Origin of the sequence: Amaricoccus sp. B4 (genome assembly GCF_043226085.1) — a bacterium.
Classification (GTDB): domain Bacteria; phylum Pseudomonadota; class Alphaproteobacteria; order Rhodobacterales; family Rhodobacteraceae; genus Amaricoccus.
The window spans coordinates 2,131,239-2,146,307 of the sequence record NZ_CP171225.1 but is presented as its reverse complement, the minus strand read 5'-3'; the positions used below and the strand labels follow the sequence as shown (position 1 = coordinate 2,146,307).

Annotated in this window: 12 protein-coding genes; 11 read left to right on the top strand and 1 reads right to left on the bottom strand. The window is 66.4% G+C overall.

Features of this window, described 5'->3' with window-relative positions:
- The first annotated feature begins 64 nt into the window (after positions 1 to 64).
- Together doeA and doeB are read left to right on the top strand one after the other, a co-directional pair.
- Positions 65 to 1,252 (top strand): ectoine hydrolase DoeA, encoded by a 1,188-nt coding sequence (gene doeA, locus ACF66B_RS10340; protein WP_111431893.1) that lies wholly within the window; start codon positions 65 to 67, stop codon positions 1,250 to 1,252.
- Positions 1,249 to 2,298, top strand: coding sequence for a N(2)-acetyl-L-2,4-diaminobutanoate deacetylase DoeB (gene doeB, locus ACF66B_RS10335; protein WP_392664854.1), 1,050 nt, complete (start codon positions 1,249 to 1,251; stop codon positions 2,296 to 2,298). Before doeA ends, doeB begins: the two co-directional genes overlap by 4 nt.
- 20 nt (positions 2,299 to 2,318) lie before the next feature.
- Here doeB and ACF66B_RS10330 read toward each other — a convergent pair whose 3' ends face one another.
- Positions 2,319 to 3,302 carry a sugar-binding transcriptional regulator gene (locus ACF66B_RS10330; RefSeq protein WP_111431891.1) on the bottom strand — a complete coding sequence of 328 codons (984 nt, stop codon included), beginning with the start codon at positions 3,300 to 3,302 and terminating at the stop codon, positions 2,319 to 2,321.
- A 172-nt stretch (positions 3,303 to 3,474) separates the two neighbouring features.
- Between ACF66B_RS10330 and ACF66B_RS10325 the strand changes: the two genes are divergently transcribed.
- The 9 genes from ACF66B_RS10325 (at position 3,475) to ACF66B_RS10285 (ending at position 15,029) form a co-directional block, all read left to right on the top strand.
- On the top strand, positions 3,475 to 4,821 hold the full coding sequence (locus ACF66B_RS10325) for a sn-glycerol-1-phosphate dehydrogenase (RefSeq protein ID WP_111431890.1): 1,347 nt from the start codon (positions 3,475 to 3,477) through the stop codon (positions 4,819 to 4,821).
- Complete coding sequence (locus ACF66B_RS10320; RefSeq protein WP_111431926.1) at positions 4,821 to 5,672, top strand: HAD-IIB family hydrolase; 852 nt, start codon at positions 4,821 to 4,823, stop codon at positions 5,670 to 5,672. Before ACF66B_RS10325 ends, ACF66B_RS10320 begins: the two co-directional genes overlap by 1 nt.
- Positions 5,665 to 7,194 carry a glycerol-3-phosphate dehydrogenase gene (glpD, locus tag ACF66B_RS10315; RefSeq protein ID WP_111431889.1) on the top strand — a complete coding sequence of 510 codons (1,530 nt, stop codon included), beginning with the start codon at positions 5,665 to 5,667 and terminating at the stop codon, positions 7,192 to 7,194. Before ACF66B_RS10320 ends, glpD begins: the two co-directional genes overlap by 8 nt.
- A gap of 103 nt (positions 7,195 to 7,297) precedes the next feature.
- Positions 7,298 to 8,776: a xylulokinase gene (gene xylB, locus ACF66B_RS10310; RefSeq protein ID WP_111431888.1), complete on the top strand. Its 1,479-nt coding sequence runs from the start codon at positions 7,298 to 7,300 to the stop codon at positions 8,774 to 8,776.
- 79 nt (positions 8,777 to 8,855) lie between these two features.
- A complete protein-coding gene (locus ACF66B_RS10305; protein WP_111431887.1) occupies positions 8,856 to 9,860 on the top strand; it encodes a sugar ABC transporter substrate-binding protein in 1,005 nt (334 codons plus the stop codon).
- A gap of 75 nt (positions 9,861 to 9,935) precedes the next feature.
- Positions 9,936 to 11,450, top strand: coding sequence for a sugar ABC transporter ATP-binding protein (locus ACF66B_RS10300; protein WP_111431886.1), 1,515 nt, complete (start codon positions 9,936 to 9,938; stop codon positions 11,448 to 11,450).
- The gene (locus tag ACF66B_RS10295) at positions 11,447 to 12,445 is read left to right on the top strand and encodes an ABC transporter permease (RefSeq protein WP_392662518.1); all 999 of its coding nucleotides are present in this window, start codon (positions 11,447 to 11,449) and stop codon (positions 12,443 to 12,445) included. The genes ACF66B_RS10300 and ACF66B_RS10295 overlap by 4 nt, the downstream gene beginning before the upstream one ends.
- Complete coding sequence (locus tag ACF66B_RS10290) at positions 12,442 to 13,449, top strand: ABC transporter permease (RefSeq protein WP_111431885.1); 1,008 nt, start codon at positions 12,442 to 12,444, stop codon at positions 13,447 to 13,449. Before ACF66B_RS10295 ends, ACF66B_RS10290 begins: the two co-directional genes overlap by 4 nt.
- Positions 13,446 to 15,029 (top strand): FGGY-family carbohydrate kinase, encoded by a 1,584-nt coding sequence (locus ACF66B_RS10285; RefSeq protein ID WP_111431884.1) that lies wholly within the window; start codon positions 13,446 to 13,448, stop codon positions 15,027 to 15,029. The genes ACF66B_RS10290 and ACF66B_RS10285 overlap by 4 nt, the downstream gene beginning before the upstream one ends.
- Positions 15,030 to 15,069 lie beyond the last annotated feature (40 nt).

The following is a 15,069-nucleotide window of genomic DNA, read 5'->3' as shown; positions in this document are numbered from 1 at the left end:
GTTTCCGCCCAGCCGCGAACACTGCGGCGTGCCGCAGGCACACAGGCAAGAGGAGGAGCGAGACATGGTCGAGCCGGTTCTGCACTTTACGCATGAGGAATATGCGGCGCGGATCGCGAAGACCCGCGCGGCGATGGAGGCGGCCGGGATCGATCTGCTGATCTGCCATGACAGTTCCAACATGGCCTGGCTCACGGGATACGACGGCTGGTCCTTCTACGTTCCGCAATGCGTCCTGCTTGCGGGCGATGGCGATCCGGTCTGGTTCGGGCGTGGCCAGGATGCGAACGGCGCACTGCGCACCTGCTTCATGAGCGAGGCCGACATCATCGGCTACCCCGACCACTACGTGCAATCGGCGGTCCGTCATCCGATGGAGTATCTCACGGGAGTTCTGGCCGAGCGCGGCTGGGACAAGGGCAGTATCGGCGTCGAGATGGACAACTATTATTTTTCCGCCCGGTCCTACGCCGCCCTCGAGAAGGGGCTGCCCAACGCTCGGCTCGTCGATGCGACGGGCCTTGTCAACTGGAAGCGGGGTGTCAAATCGGAGCAGGAGCTCGAATACATGCGTGTGGCCGCGCGCTTCGTCGAGCGGATGCACAAGCGCATCTATGACGTGATCGAGCCGGGTATGCGGAAGTGCAACCTCGTCGCCGAGATCTATGACGCGGGCCTGCGCTACGATCCGGAGATCGGAGCGGGCGGCGATTATCCTGCCATCGTGCCGCTTTTGCCCTCGGGCGCCGACGCCTCGGCGCCGCATCTCACCTGGGATGATCTGCCGATGCGCGCGGGAGAGGGGACGTTCTTCGAGATTGCGGGGGCCTATAACCGCTATCACTGCCCGCTTTCGCGCACGATCTTTCTGGGCAAGCCCACCGAGACCTTTCTCGATGCCGAGAAGGCGGTGCTCGAAGGCATGGAGGCCGGGCTCGAGAAAGCCCGCGCCGGTCTAATGTGCGAGGATATTGCCAATGCCTTCTTCGGCGTCCTGCGCAAGCACGGCATCGAGAAGGACAACCGGACGGGCTATCCAATCGGGCTCAGCTATCCGCCTGACTGGGGCGAGCGGACCTGTTCGCTCCGGCCCGGTGACAAGACGGTGCTCGAACCCGGCATGACCTTTCATTTCATGACGGGCCTCTGGATGGAGGATTGGGGCTTCGAGATCACCGAGAGCATCGTGATCGGCGAGGCAGCCCCCGAGTGCCTTGCCAATGTGCCCCGCAAGCTTTTCGTGAAGGACTGACCGCCGTGAATGCCGCTACCTCCCGCCCGGAAAACCCGATCGTCTGTACCGTGCCTTTTGATGAGGACGGGGTGCGTCACGGCTTCCTGCGTCTCCCCTACAGCCGCAATGACAGTGCCTGGGGATCGGTGATGATCCCCATCGCCGTCTTCCGCAATGGCGAGGGGCCGACGGCGTTGCTGACGGGGGCCAATCACGGCGACGAATACGAGGGGCCCGCCGCGCTTCAGGCCCTGACCTCGGAGCTTGATCCGAAGCAGATCCGCGGGCGTGTCATCATTGTCCCCTTCATGAATACGCCGGCTTTCCGCGCAGGCACCCGCACGTCGCCGCTGGACGGCGGGAATCTCAACCGGACCTTTCCCGGCCGTCCGGACGGCTCGCCCACGGAGAAGATCGCCGACTATTTTGACACAGTGCTCGCGCCGATGGCGGATTTCGTGCTCGACTTTCATTCAGGGGGCAAGACGCTCGATTTCGTGCCTTTCGCGGCGGCGCATCGGCTGGAGGCAAAGATGCAGGAGGAGGCGTGCATCGCGGCGATGCATGCGTTCAATGCGCCTTACTCCATGGTGCTGCTGGAGATCGACAATGTGGGGATGTTCGACACCGCGGTCGAGAACCACGGCAAGGTCTTCGTTTCGACCGAGCTCGGCGGCGGCGGCACGGCCACTGCGCGCTCGATCGGCATTGCGCGAAAGGGCGTGCGCAACTTCCTGATCCATGCCGGCATTCTGGATGCCGAACCCGAGTTCGCGCCAAGTGTCGAGCTCGACATGCCCGACGGCGACTGCTTTGTCTTTTCCGAGGATGACGGCCTGATCGAGCCGCTTGCCGATCTCGGCGACGAGGTCGAGAAGGGTGCGGCGATCGCGCGAGTCTGGCCAGTTGCGCGCACGGGCCAGCCCGCGAAGATCTACCATGCCCGGCGCGGAGGGTTGCTGGCGGCCCGGCATTTCCCGGGCCTCGTGAAAACCGGAGACTGCCTCGCCGTGGTTGCCGTGCGCGGCGCGGAGATCACCCCTGAGCCCGCGCGGGACGGCTGAAGCGCTCCAGTGCAATTATATCAGACGAGGGCTTCGGCCGTCGTCTGGTCCGTGATCAGAATCGTGGCGATTCGCGCGCGCAGCATGCCGCGGATCGCCTCGAACTTCGACGCTCCGCCGCCGATGCAGATCCGGCTCGGCACGCGGCGGAAATCCTCCAGCGGCATCACGACATGGCGGCTGTCGAAATCCGTGGTGACGATCCGACCCTCGATGTCGAAGAAATAACCGGAAGCGAAGCCGACCGCTCCGGCGGCGCGGTATTCCTCGATGAAACTCGGCTGCATGAAGCCGCTGTTCTGGAGCAGCGTCGGACCGTCGAGGTGCGTTACACCAAAGAGTGTCATTGTGCAGCGCCGGAGCAGCGCGAAATGCTGCTCGATCATCGGCTCCCGCATCAGGAGATCCTTCATTGCGGCGTTCGAGAGCACGCCGGGCGCATGCAGGTTCACGCAGCGGGCGTTGAGGCGGCTCGCGATGTTCGAGGTGCAAAATTCCGGTGAGAAATCGTGTGTCGCCATCGAGCTGCCGGTGAGCTGGGCGACGGTGACACCCGGATGCTGCATCGGTGAAAGCGCCTTGGAGAGAGAGAGGACAGTGCGGCCCCAAGCGACGCCGATGATGTCCTCGTCGCCAATCTTCTGCTCGACGATGCGCGCGCCGAGCCGTCCGATCCGGTCGTGGAGCGGCGTATCTCCGCCCTCGTTCGGCAGCACGTAGCACTCCGCGAGGCCCCAGAGCTCATGCAGCTTCATCGCGAGATCGGCACGTGCGATTCGCGAGGGGTCGATGGTGATGGTCACGACCCCCTCGTCGCGCGCCTTTTGCAGCAGATTGAAGACCGAGGCACGGGAGATGCCGAGACGGAGCGCGATCTCGTCCTGTTTCAGTCCCTCTTCGTAATAGAGCCAAGCGGCCCAGAGAACGAGGTCGCCGCCAAACTGCATCGGGGGCGCCATGCGCCGACGGGCGGCCTTGTCCTGGGGCTGGGCTGATCGGGCCATTGTCTCTCCTTGTCTCCACAGCACTGCCAGAGCGGGCGCGTTCTGTCCAGCGGAGCGGATTTGGAAAATGCCAAATGATAAAAACAAATGTCATTGACAAATGGCAGAGACATGTGGAAATTGTCAATCAACGACAAAGAACAACGATGCAAGACACCAAGGGAGGGTGCCCATGGAAGCGGCTGCTGCAGCCGTCCTCGCACCGGAGGGACGGCAGAACTGGACGGCACTGATCGACGACGTGACAGCGGGGCGCTGGATCGACCCCGACACGGGCGCGCGGGCGCAGGTTCCATTCGGTTGCGTGGTCATCGAGGAAAGCCTTCGCGGCGCCGAAGCTGGCCTGCTTGCGGGTGTGATGCCCGCCGAGCGCTACGCGGTGGTGGCCGATGTCGCGACCTATGACGTCTACGGCTATGCGATTGCCCGGGCGCTCGGCGCGCGCGCTGAGGTTGTGGTGCTCGAGGCGCCCCATGCCGACGAGGCTGAGGTCCGAGCGCTGCGCGAACGGACGCAGGGCGCGGACGCGCTCGTTGCGGTTGGATCGGGAACGATCAACGATCTCTGCAAATACGTCACCGCGGGCGATGGCCGCGCCTACAGCGTCTTCGGCACCGCACCCTCGATGAACGGCTACACCTCAACAACCGCCTCGATCACGCTCGACAGCGGGCTCAAGACCACGCAGCCCGCCCATGCGGCGAAGGGGGTCTTCCTCGACATCGGCATCTCGGCCGAGGCGCCGCAATACCTGATCGCGGCCGGGTTCGGTGACAGCCTCTGCCGGGCGAGCGCCCAGGTCGACTGGTATTTCTCCCATCGCCTGCTCGGCACCCGCTACGCCACTTCTCCCTACGTGCTCCAGACCGAAGACGAGGCGGCGACGATGGCGCGCTCCGCCGGGCTCGGCCGGCGCGATCATGAGGCGGTCGGCTATCTTCACCGCATCCTGACGCTGGGCGGCTTCGGCATCAGCCTCGTCGGCATGAGCCACCCCGGCTCCATGGGAGAGCACCAGATCTCTCACTGGATCGACAGCTTCGCAGGCGCGGCGCATCCGGGCACCGTCCATGGCCAGCAGGTTGGTGTCGCGTCAGTCACCATGGCGCGGCTTCAGGAGTTGATCCTGGCGCGTGACGAGGCTCCCCAAATCCGCCCCAACGATTTCGATGAAGCGGATCTGCGGCGGCGCTATCCGGACGCGGCGGTCGGTGATTGCATCAAGGCCTGTCGGGCCAAGGCGTTCGATGCCGCGCGTGCGGCGGAATTCAATGCCGATCTGCAGCGACTCTGGCCCGAGATCCGGCCGCTGCTTCAGGCCATGTCGATGCCTGCCGCCGATCTCGCTGCGCATCTGCGGGCGGCCGGCGGCGGGGCTACGGCCGAAGAGATCGGGATGGATCGCGACCTCTACCGCCAAGCGGTACGGCATTCGCGCGAGATGCGCGACCGTTACTCCATGCTCGATCTCGCGGCCGACATGGGAATTCTCGAGGCCTTCATCGAGGAGGAATGCTGATGCTCCCGCTCGACGAGCTTTCGCCTGCGGCCCTCTCCGAAGTCGTCGCCGTCTTTACAGATATTGACGACACGCTCACGACCGAGGGTCAGCTCCCCGCCGGCGCTTATGCCGCTCTCGAACGCCTCGCCCAGGCGGGCCTCGAGGTGGTGCCGATCACTGGCCGGCCTGCGGGCTGGTGCGACATGATTGCACGCTTCTGGCCGGTTGCGGGGGTGGTGGGCGAAAACGGCGCCTTCTACTTCTCCTATGACCGCGCGGCGCGGAAGATGCGCCAGCGCTTCTTCGCCACCGATGACGAGCGCCGCGTCAATCGTGCCCGCCTCGAACATCTGCGCGAGCGGATCCTGCGCGAGGTCCCAGGGACCGGCATTGCTTCCGACCAGCTCTACCGCGAAGCGGATCTGGCGATCGATGTCTGCGAGGATGTCGATCCGCTGCCTGCGGGCGAGGTCGAGCGGGTGCTCGGGATCTTCAAGGAGGAGGGGGCGATCGCGAAGCTTTCCTCGATCCATGTGAATGGCTGGTTCGGCGACTACGACAAGCTCTCGATGAGCAGGATCTTCGCGGCGGACATCCTGGGCTTCGACCTCGATGCGATGAAGGACCGGGTGATCTTCGTCGGTGACAGTCCGAATGACGGGCCGATGTTCTCCTTCTTTCCAAATTCCTGCGGCGTCGCGAATGTCGAGGAATTCCGCGGCTCAGGTCACGCGCTGCCGCGGTTCGTGGCGCACAACCGGGGCGGCGAGGGCTTCGTCGAGATTGCCGAACGCATTCTCGCAGCCCGCGGTGCGGCGCAGGCACCTGCGCCGGCCGGAGGAGCGCGCGCGGAGGCGGACCATGTCTGAGCTCTTCGACCTCGCCATCATCGGCGGCGGCATCAATGGTTGCGGCGTGGCGCGCGATGCCGCCGGGCGCGGGCTCAAGGTCTATCTCTGCGAGAAGGGGGATCTCGGCGGAGCGACCTCTTCGGCCTCGACGAAGCTCCTGCACGGTGGCTTGCGCTATCTCGAGCATTATGAATTCCGTCTGGTGCGCGAGGCGCTCGAAGAGCGTGAGCGGCTATGGTCGATTGCGCCGCATATCGTCCGGCCACTGCGTTTCGTGCTGCCACAGACGCCCGGAATGCGGCCAGCATGGATGCTCCGCGCGGGCCTCTTCCTTTACGATCATCTAGGCAAGCGGACCCGTCTGCCTGGCACGTCGCGGGTAGATTTTCATCGCAGCGAGATCGGCAGCGGCCTCCGGCCCTCGCTCCGGCGGGGCTTCGAGTATTCCGACTGCTGGGTCGAGGACAACCGTCTCGTCATCCTCAATGCTCAGTCGGCCAAGGGCCACGGCGCGGTGATCGCGCCCCACACGGTCTGCATCGCGTTGGGGTCGGATGCCGAAGGCTGGACGGTGCGGGTGCGTGACCGTGATACCGGAGCCGTTCGCGAGATCCGGGCGCGGGTGCTGGTGAATGCGGGTGGCCCCTGGGCGAACGAGCTTGCCGGCATGGCGACGGGCGGCGCTGCGAAGGCGCGCGTGCGGCTGGTGCAGGGCTCGCATATCGTGGTTCCGCAGCTCTACACCCACGACCGGTGCTTCATCTTCCAGAACCCCGACGGTCGGATCGTTTTCACCATCCCCTATGAACAGGACTACACGCTGATCGGCACGACCGATCGCGACTATGACGGCTCGCTCGACCGGATCGAGGCGAGTCAGGAGGAGATCACCTATCTCTGTCGCGCTGTCAGCGCCTACTTCATCCGGCCGGTGACGCCGGCTCAGGTGGTCTGGTCGTATTCCGGTGTTCGCCCGCTTCACGACAGTGGTGACGGTGCGGCGCAGGCCGCGACGCGAGACTATGTGCTCGACGTGCGGACGGATGGCCCCGCGCCGCTCCTTACCATCTATGGCGGCAAGATCACCACATACAGACGCCTCGCCGAGGCCGTCCTCGCGCGCCTCGAGAGCCTTCTCCCCGGCGATCGGGCGCGCGAGATCGCGGCGGGTGCGGGATGGTCGGGACGTGAGGCGCTGCCGGGCGGCGGGTTTCCGATCGAGGAATTCGGCCCGCGGCTGGCGGCATTGCGGGAAGCCTATCCCTGGCTTGGCGAGCGCCGGGCGCTCCGCATGTTCCGCCAGTATGGCACGCGGCTTCCCGAGTTGCTGGACGGCGCCCGCGCGCCCGCCGATCTCGGCACGGACTTCGGTGCGGGGCTCACTCAGGCCGAGGTGGACTACCTCGTGCGCGAGGAATGGGCCCGTTCGGCTGCCGACATTGTCTATCGCCGCAGCAAGCTCGGCCTCCGCATGACCGCCAGCCAGATCGAGTCGCTTGACCGGCATCTGGCCGGGTTGCGCCCCTCAAAGGCTGGTTAGAGACGAAAGGAGCGCTTCGGAACGGAAGCTGAGCGATGCAAACACGACAGCCGTAAATGGACAGCCCACGCAAAAAAAATGGGCGCCACAGGGAGGACATGGCATGTATCTCGGTATCGACCTCGGAACATCCGGGGTGAAGGCAGTGCTCATCGACGACGAGCAGCGCATCGTCGCCGAGCAGGCCTCACGCCCGCTCGCGGTCTCGCGGCCGCATCGGGGCTGGTCGGAGCAGGATCCGGCTCTCTGGTGGCAGGCGGTCGAGGAAAGTGTCGACGGGCTTGCCGCGACCCATGGCCGCGAGCTTTCCGCCACGCGCGGCATCGGCCTTTCCGGGCAGATGTATGGCGCGACTGCGCTCGATGCTTCCGACGCGCCGCTCCGACCCGCGATCCTCTGGAACGACACCCGCTGCGGCGCGGAATGCGCCGAGCTTGACGCCGCGGTGCCGGATCTGCGCGACATTGCGGGCCGCAAGCCGACGCCGGGCGTTACCGCGGCGAAGCTCGCCTGGCTCCGCAAGCATGAGGCCGAGACATTCGCGAAGATCCGCACCGTCCTGCTGCCCAAGGATTACATCCGCCTGTGGCTCTCGGGCGACAAGGCCTCCGACATGGCGGATTCGAGCGGCACGCTCTGGATGGATAACGCCGCGCGCGACTGGTCCGACCGGCTGCTCGAGGCGACGGGGATGGAACGGAGCCAGATGCCGCGGCTCCATGAGGGCACTGAGGCAACCGGGCAGCTGAATGCGGGGCTTGCCGCGCGCTGGGGCATGGCCAAGCGGCCGGTGATTGCGGCGGGCGGCGGCGACAATGCCTGCGGCGCCTGTGGCACGGGCGTTGTCCACGATGGCGACGGCACGGTCTCGCTCGGCACCTCGGGCGTGCTCTTCGTCGCCAATGGCGAGCCGCGCCCGAGCCACGAATATTCGATCGAGACCCTCTGCCACGCGGTTCCGGGCACCTGGCACCAGATGTCGGTCATCCTCTCCGCCACCTCCTGCCTCAACTGGCTTGCCGCGACGCTCAAGCGTCCGGCGGCCGAGCTGGTCGGCGAGCTGGGCACCGAACCGCTGCCGGCTTGCCGGGTGCTCTTCGTGCCCTTCCTCGATGGTTGCTGGTCGCCCCATGACGATCCGGAAATCCGCGGTGCCTTCGTCGGTCTCGGCCACCGGGCCGATGATGCGATGCTTACCCGCGCCGTGCTCCAAGGCGTTGCCTTCGCGCTGGCCGAATGCGCCGAAGCGTTCCGCCGGACCGGTACATCCTTCGAGCGGCTGCTCGCCATCGGCGGCGGCTCGCGCTCGGATCTCTGGCTCTCGATGATCGCGACCTGTCTCGGCGTGCGGCTCGATGTGCCGGAATCGAACCATCTGGGCGCGGCGTTCGGGGCGGCCCGGCTCGCGATGATCGCGGAGGGCAATCGCAGCACCGAGGACGTGCTGACCGCGCCGAGGATCAGCCGCAGCATCGCACCGCGGCAAGACTTTGCCGAGGGCTATGCCGAGGCCTTCCGGGAGTGGACGGCGCTCGCGCCCTCCGTCCGCCAGGCCTCGGTCGCGCTCCGGCATCTCAACTGACCAGAAGGCCCCGGAAAACGGGGCGGCAAGCCCGCGCCGCCGCGGCCATCGCGGCGCCACAGACAACAGGGAGACCACCATGACCAGCTTTTCCTTCGACCTGAACCGCCGGACGCTTCTGCGGGGCGCGGGCGCACTTGCGGCGACCAGTGTGCTCGGCGCACGCGCGGCCTTCGCGCAGGATTCCGACCGGAACTTCGCCGCCGCTCTCGGCTGGACGACCTACGATTCCGGCCGCCACCTCCAGGACGGCTTCCTCGCCGCGGTTGCCGAGCTCGGCGGCAATCTCACGACGACCGATGCCGGCTTCGATGCCAAGACCCAGGCCGACCAGATCGACTCGCTCGTTGCCTCCAAGCCCGAGGCGCTCTTCATCACGCCCGCCGATGCCGTGGCCATTGCCCCCGCCGTCCAGCGTGCGATCAGCGCAGGCATTCCCGTCTTCTGCGCCGACAGCGCGGTTCCGGGTGTGACGGTCAACACCACCGCGATGTCGAACAACTTCGGCATGGGTGAATATTCCTGCGAATACATCTGCAGGGCGCTCGGCGGAAAGGGCCGCATCGCCCGCGTGCTGCTGCCCCAGAACGAGAGCTGGGACCAGCGCACGCTCGGCATGGAATGGACGTTGCGCAAATACCCGGACATCGAGGTCGTGGCGGACTGGGCCTTCGCGCTGGCGGGCAACGTCACGCCGCGTCAGGCCGTCGACAACATTCTCACCGCGCATTCCGATGTCGATGCGGTCTGGTGCGCCTGGGATGGCGCGGCAGTTGAGGGCACGCTGGCCGCACGGTCTGCCAACCGCCCGGATCTCATTCTCACCGGGATCGATGGCGGTTCGCAGGCCTTCAACTACATTGCGGGCGGCACGCCGCTCAAGCTCTCTATGGCCCAGAGCTTCTACGAGATGGCTTACATGTGCGTCTTCTACGCCCATGAGCACCTCGCTGGCCGGAAGTCCCCACGGCTCATCATTACGCCGACCTATGCGGTCGAGCAGGACATGCTCGCCGACGGCATCCCCGATGATTTCGACGTGCCCGGACGTGCGGCGGAGCTCGGTTGGACTCGCGCGGTCTGACCGGCTCCGGGGGCGGCTCGCTGCGGCCGCCCCGCATTCGTCCAATGGCACTTCGTGATCGGGAAGGAGGGGAGAATGGCGCTGCCAGCTCTTACGGCCACATCTGTGACAAAGCGCTTCGGCCCGTTCGTCGCGCTCCATGACATCGACTTCAGCCTCGAACCGGGTGAGATCCACGCGCTTCTCGGCGTCAACGGCGCGGGAAAGTCGACCTTCATCAAGATCCTTTCCGGCATCCATGTGAAGGATGGCGGACGGATCGAACTCGCCGGCCGCGAGGTACATTTCCACAGCCCGCAAGACGCGATCCGGGCCGGGATCGCCACGGTTCAGCAGCACCCGGAGCTCGTGCCGGACATCTCGGGCTACGAGAACATCTTCCTGGGCCGAGAATCCGAGGGCGGCAGCCTCTTTGCCCGCATGGATCGCAAGGCACTGGAACGCCGCGGCCAGGCGCTCCTCAAGCGCTTTCCCGTCGAGATCGACCTGTCGCGGAAGGTGGGGGAAATGCCTGCAGTCGAGCGCGAGATCGTCGCGATCCTGCAGGCGCTCGCCGGTGAGCACATCAGGGTGCTGATCCTCGACGAACCGACCTCGACGCTCACCGAGGTCGAGAAGGATATCCTCTTCCGGCTGATGGCCAATCTCCGGGAGAGCGGCATCGCGATCATCTACATCACCCACCGGCTCGACGAGGTCTACGAGATCGCCGACCGCTTTTCCGTCTTCCGCGGCGGTCGTCGGGTTGCCACGGTCGCAGTGACGGAGGCGCGCGAGGAGCGTCTGTCGCTTGCCGAACTCATGCTCGGCGAGACCCTGGGCGAGGTGTTTCCGGAAAAGAATGCCGCGCCGAGCCGGGGCGAAGCAGTGCTCGAGGTCCGTGGCCTGGCCCGCGACGGGGCCTTCGAGGACCTGACCTTCGCCGCCCGCCGCGGCGAGATCCTCGGCGTCTTCGGTCTCGTGGGCTCGGGCATCGACGAGCTCTCCAAGGCGCTCTTCGGCGCGATGCCTCCCGACCGCGGTGCGATGCGGCTGCTGGGACAGGAGGCTTCCTTCTCCTCGCCCGGCGAGGCGCTCGCCCGCGGCATCTTCCTCGTGCCGGGTGACCGGCGCTCCGAGGGGCTTACCCTGTCGCGTTCCTCCATCTTCAACATGACGCTTGCCAAGCTCGACAAGGCCTCCCGCCGCGGCGGCCTGATGCGACGACCAGACAACCTCCGTGCCGCGCGCCGGCTTGCCGAGGAGGTCACGCTCCAGCCGCCCGACATCGGCGCGCCGGTCGGCCGCTTCAGCGGCGGCAACCAGCAGAAGGTGGTGATCGCCAAGGGCCTCTACACCGAGGCCGAGCTCTACATCTTCGTCGAGCCGACGGTCGGCGTCGACATCGGCGCCCGCTCCCGGATCTACGGTCTGATGCGCGAGCTGAGCAGGAAGGCCGCCGTCATCGTGATGTCCACCGATTGTGACGAGGTCTTCGGCCTCGCCGACCGAACCATCGCACTCTACCGGGGCAAGCGGGTGCCGGCGCCCGAAGACATGCCGCGCGGCGATCTGCTCATGGCCGGAATTCTTGGGGAGGCCCACACATGATGAAATCCGGACTGCTTCCGCACGGCGCGGGCCGCGTGCTGGCCTTTCTCGGCCTCGTCGCCGTAATGGCGACGCTTTTCACCCTGGCCGAGCCGCGCTTCCTGTCGCAGGCAAACTTCTCGGCCATGACGCGCCACATGGCAGCGAACGGGCTCGCTGCGCTCGGCCTGACCTTTGTCGTCATCGTCCGCCGCTTTGACCTCTCCTTCGCGGGCGTGGCCTGTTTCGCCGCAATGACCATCGGGTTCGCGATCGCGGGCGGCCTGCCGCTCTGGGTCGCGATCGGATCGGGCATCCTCGTCGGGGTGGTGGCCGGTGCGGTCAACGGCATTGCGATCAGCCATTTCGGCTTGCCCGATATCGTGACCACCATCGCGACGGGCTCGATCGCGGCCGGGATGGCCTTCCTCTATTCCGGCGGCCGGACGATCTTCCAGAACTTCTTCACCTCCGGCATCATCGACCTCAACGATGCCCGCGTGCTCGGCTTCAGCGTCTCCTTCGTGTTCCTGATCGCGATCTATGCGTGCGCCTGGGTGTTGATGCACCGCACGCGCTACGGCGCGGCCTTCTATGCCACAGGCGAGAATCCGGTCTCGGCCTTCTATTCCGGCATCCCGACGCGGACCTACACTGCGCTCGCCTTCGTCGCCTGCGCCGTCGGTGCCGTGCTCGCCGTGGTGCTGATCCTTGCCGAGAGCGGCACGGCCGATACCAACGAGGGCGCAAACCTGCTCATGCCCGCATATGCCGCGGTCTTCCTCGGCGCGGCGCTGATGGGCGGCACCTCGGTGCTCGCAACACTTTCGGGCACCTTCCTCATCACGATGCTGCTCGACGGCTTCGCGCTCGCCGGCATGCCCTACTACTACAGCGACGGCATCGTCAGTGCGATTCTGCTCGGTGGCGTCCTGCTCTTTGATCCTCGCGTGCGCGACATCCTTGACGACGCCGTCCGCTTCCTCATTCCGAAAAAGACGGAGACCAGACGATGACAGCCGCCATCAGTCCCGCCGTGCCCGAACGCACCGGGCCTGCCCTGCGCTCGAACCTCATCGGCCGCTTCTGGCTCGTGGCCGCGCTTCTCGCGATGATCGCCATCTTCGGAAGCCTCCGGCCGGAAATGCTCGAACCCGGCAATGTCGCGACGATCCTGCGGAGCTTCGCAATCATGGCCACCATGACCCTCGGCCTTACCTGGGTGATGGCCGCGGGCAAGATCGACGTCTCCTTCATGCAGGTGGCGGCCCTCTCCAACATGATCGCGGCGGCCCTGCTTGCCGCCGGCCACGGCTGGGGTGTCGCGAGCGCCGCGGGCCTCGGCGCGGGGCTCATCGCGGGCGCTGTCAACGGGCTCCTCATCGCTGGGCTCGGCCTGCCGCCGCTCATCGTCACCATCGCGACGGGCGGGATCTGCGCCTCGATCGCGGCGGCGCTCGGCAAGGGCACCTCGATCCGCATCGCCGAGCACGGCCTGCTGACCGACCTGCTCACCACCAACATCGGGCCGTTCCCGCTCGTGCTCTTCGGGGTGCTCCTCGTCTATGCCATTGCCTGGGTGTTCCAGGAACGGCTGACCTTCGGGCATTACATGTATGCCATCGCCCAGAGCGAGGAGGCGGTGATCGAGGCGGGCATCTCGTCGCGGCGGCTCCTCATCATGCTCTTCGTGCTGACGGGGGGGCTCTCGGCGCTCGCAGGCCTCTTTCTTGCTGCGAGCCTTTCCTCGGGCCAGCCGATGATCGGCGCGTCCTACTTCATCAACGGCCTGACCGCTGTGCTGCTCGGAGGGATGATGATCCATATCGGCAAACCCAACATCATCGGCACAGCAGTGGCGATCCTCTTCCTCGCGGTGCTCGCGAGCGGGGCCGCGCTGCTAGGCTGGGCGGACTGGAAGCGTCAGATCATTCAGGGCGCGCTCCTGCTCATCGGCATTGCAGTGGCAGTTCGCGCGAACCGGAAGAAGGGCGGACATCACGCGGAGGCAGGGCTATGAGCGCGGAACGTTATGTGATCGGCCTCGATGGCGGCACCGGCGGGGCGCGGGCTCTGGTGGCGGATCTCTCCGGCAACGTGCGGGCCATCGCAAGCTCGGACTACGCCACCACCCACCCCCACAGCGGCTGGGCGGAACAGGATCCGGCGGACTGGTGGCGGGCGGCCTGCACAGCGGTCGCGAAGGCGATCCGCATGGCCGATGTCTCGCCCCGTCAGATCGCCGCAATCTGCGCCGATGGCACTTCGAGCACACTTGTCGCCCTCGATGCAGGGCTGCAGCCGACGATGCCGGCGATCCTCTGGATGGACAACCGCGCCTCGCCCCAGGCCCGCCGCATGGCTGCCACCGGCGATGCCGCTCTCCGGCGCTCGCGGATCGGGGTGAGCTCGGAATGGGCGATCCCCAAGATCCTCTGGCTTCGGGAAACCCGGCCGGAGGTCTTCGACCGTTCGCGCTGGTTCATGGAGATGGCGGACTATCTCGCCCTGCGCCTCTCCGGCGCGCTCTCGCTCGGCCACAACCACATCACCAACCGCTGGTTCTACGATGGCCGCCGCGGCGGCTGGCCGGAAGATTTCTTCGGGCGTATCGGGCTTTCGGGCATCACCGAGCGCTTCCCTGCGCGGGTTCTGCCGCTCGGCGCCCCCGTCGGCCCGATCACGCCCGAGGCTGCTGCCGAAATGGGGCTCGACCCCGCGACGCTCGTCGTCTGCGGCGGCACGGATGCCTATGTCGCGATGCTGGGGCTCGATGTCTGTGCGGCCGGCCGGACGGCCTTCATCACCGGCTCCTCGCATCTGGTGCTCTCGATGACCGATCGCGATCTCGAGGTGCCGGGCATCTTCGGCCCGCATCCCGACTGCGTGGTGCCGGATCTTTACGTGATGGAGGGTGGGCAGGTCTCGACCGGCTCGGTCATCCGCTGGTGGCACGATCAGGTCGGTTGCCACATGCATGGGGAGGACAGCTTTGCCGCAATGATGCGCGCCGCCGAGGCGATCCCGATCGGCGCGGAAGGGCTGGTGGCACTGGATTTCTGGCAAGGAAATCGCAATCCCTACATCGACTACGACCTTCAGGGGGCGCTCTGGGGCATGACACTGAAGCACACGCCCGCCCATATCCTGCGCGCTTTGCTCGAATCCGTCGTCTATGGCACCCGCAACATCCTCGTGACCATGGCCGAGCGCGGTGTGGCGGTTGAAGAGATGGTGGGTTGCGGCGGCGCCACGCGGAGCCCCTTCTGGATGCAGATGCATGCCGATGCCGCCGGCGTACCGATCTCGGTGCCGGTCGAGGCGGAGGCGACCGCGATGGGCGCGGCGGTTGCCGCGGCCCATGGGGTCGGGGCATTCGCGAGCCTGCCCGAGGCCGCGGCGGCGATGGTGCGGATGGATTGCACGATCGAGCCAGATCCGGGCCGTCATGCGCGCTATGCAGAGCAATTCGAGTTCTATCGCGCGACCTATGAGGCGCTTCGCCCGCTGATGCACCGGATGGCGCGCCGGGGTCAGACGACCCCCGAGGATCCTGCGGCGGCTGTCAGGCCGGGGCTGGAGCCTGCCGCGGCGGTCTGAAGACCGCCGCCTGAAGAAACGGCCTGACACGCCAAACGAA

Coding starts and splice junctions, on each gene's coding strand:
- ACF66B_RS10295 (WP_392662518.1), top strand. CDS start 11,447: ATGATGAAATCCGGACTGCTTCCGCACGGCGCGGGCCGCGTGCTGGCC.
- ACF66B_RS10325 (WP_111431890.1), top strand. CDS start 3,475: ATGGAAGCGGCTGCTGCAGCCGTCCTCGCACCGGAGGGACGGCAGAAC.
- ACF66B_RS10320 (WP_111431926.1), top strand. CDS start 4,821: ATGCTCCCGCTCGACGAGCTTTCGCCTGCGGCCCTCTCCGAAGTCGTC.
- glpD (WP_111431889.1), top strand. CDS start 5,665: ATGTCTGAGCTCTTCGACCTCGCCATCATCGGCGGCGGCATCAATGGT.
- ACF66B_RS10305 (WP_111431887.1), top strand. CDS start 8,856: ATGACCAGCTTTTCCTTCGACCTGAACCGCCGGACGCTTCTGCGGGGC.
- xylB (WP_111431888.1), top strand. CDS start 7,298: ATGTATCTCGGTATCGACCTCGGAACATCCGGGGTGAAGGCAGTGCTC.
- ACF66B_RS10285 (WP_111431884.1), top strand. CDS start 13,446: ATGAGCGCGGAACGTTATGTGATCGGCCTCGATGGCGGCACCGGCGGG.
- ACF66B_RS10300 (WP_111431886.1), top strand. CDS start 9,936: ATGGCGCTGCCAGCTCTTACGGCCACATCTGTGACAAAGCGCTTCGGC.
- ACF66B_RS10290 (WP_111431885.1), top strand. CDS start 12,442: ATGACAGCCGCCATCAGTCCCGCCGTGCCCGAACGCACCGGGCCTGCC.
- doeA (WP_111431893.1), top strand. CDS start 65: ATGGTCGAGCCGGTTCTGCACTTTACGCATGAGGAATATGCGGCGCGG.
- ACF66B_RS10330 (WP_111431891.1), bottom strand. CDS start 3,302: ATGGCCCGATCAGCCCAGCCCCAGGACAAGGCCGCCCGTCGGCGCATG.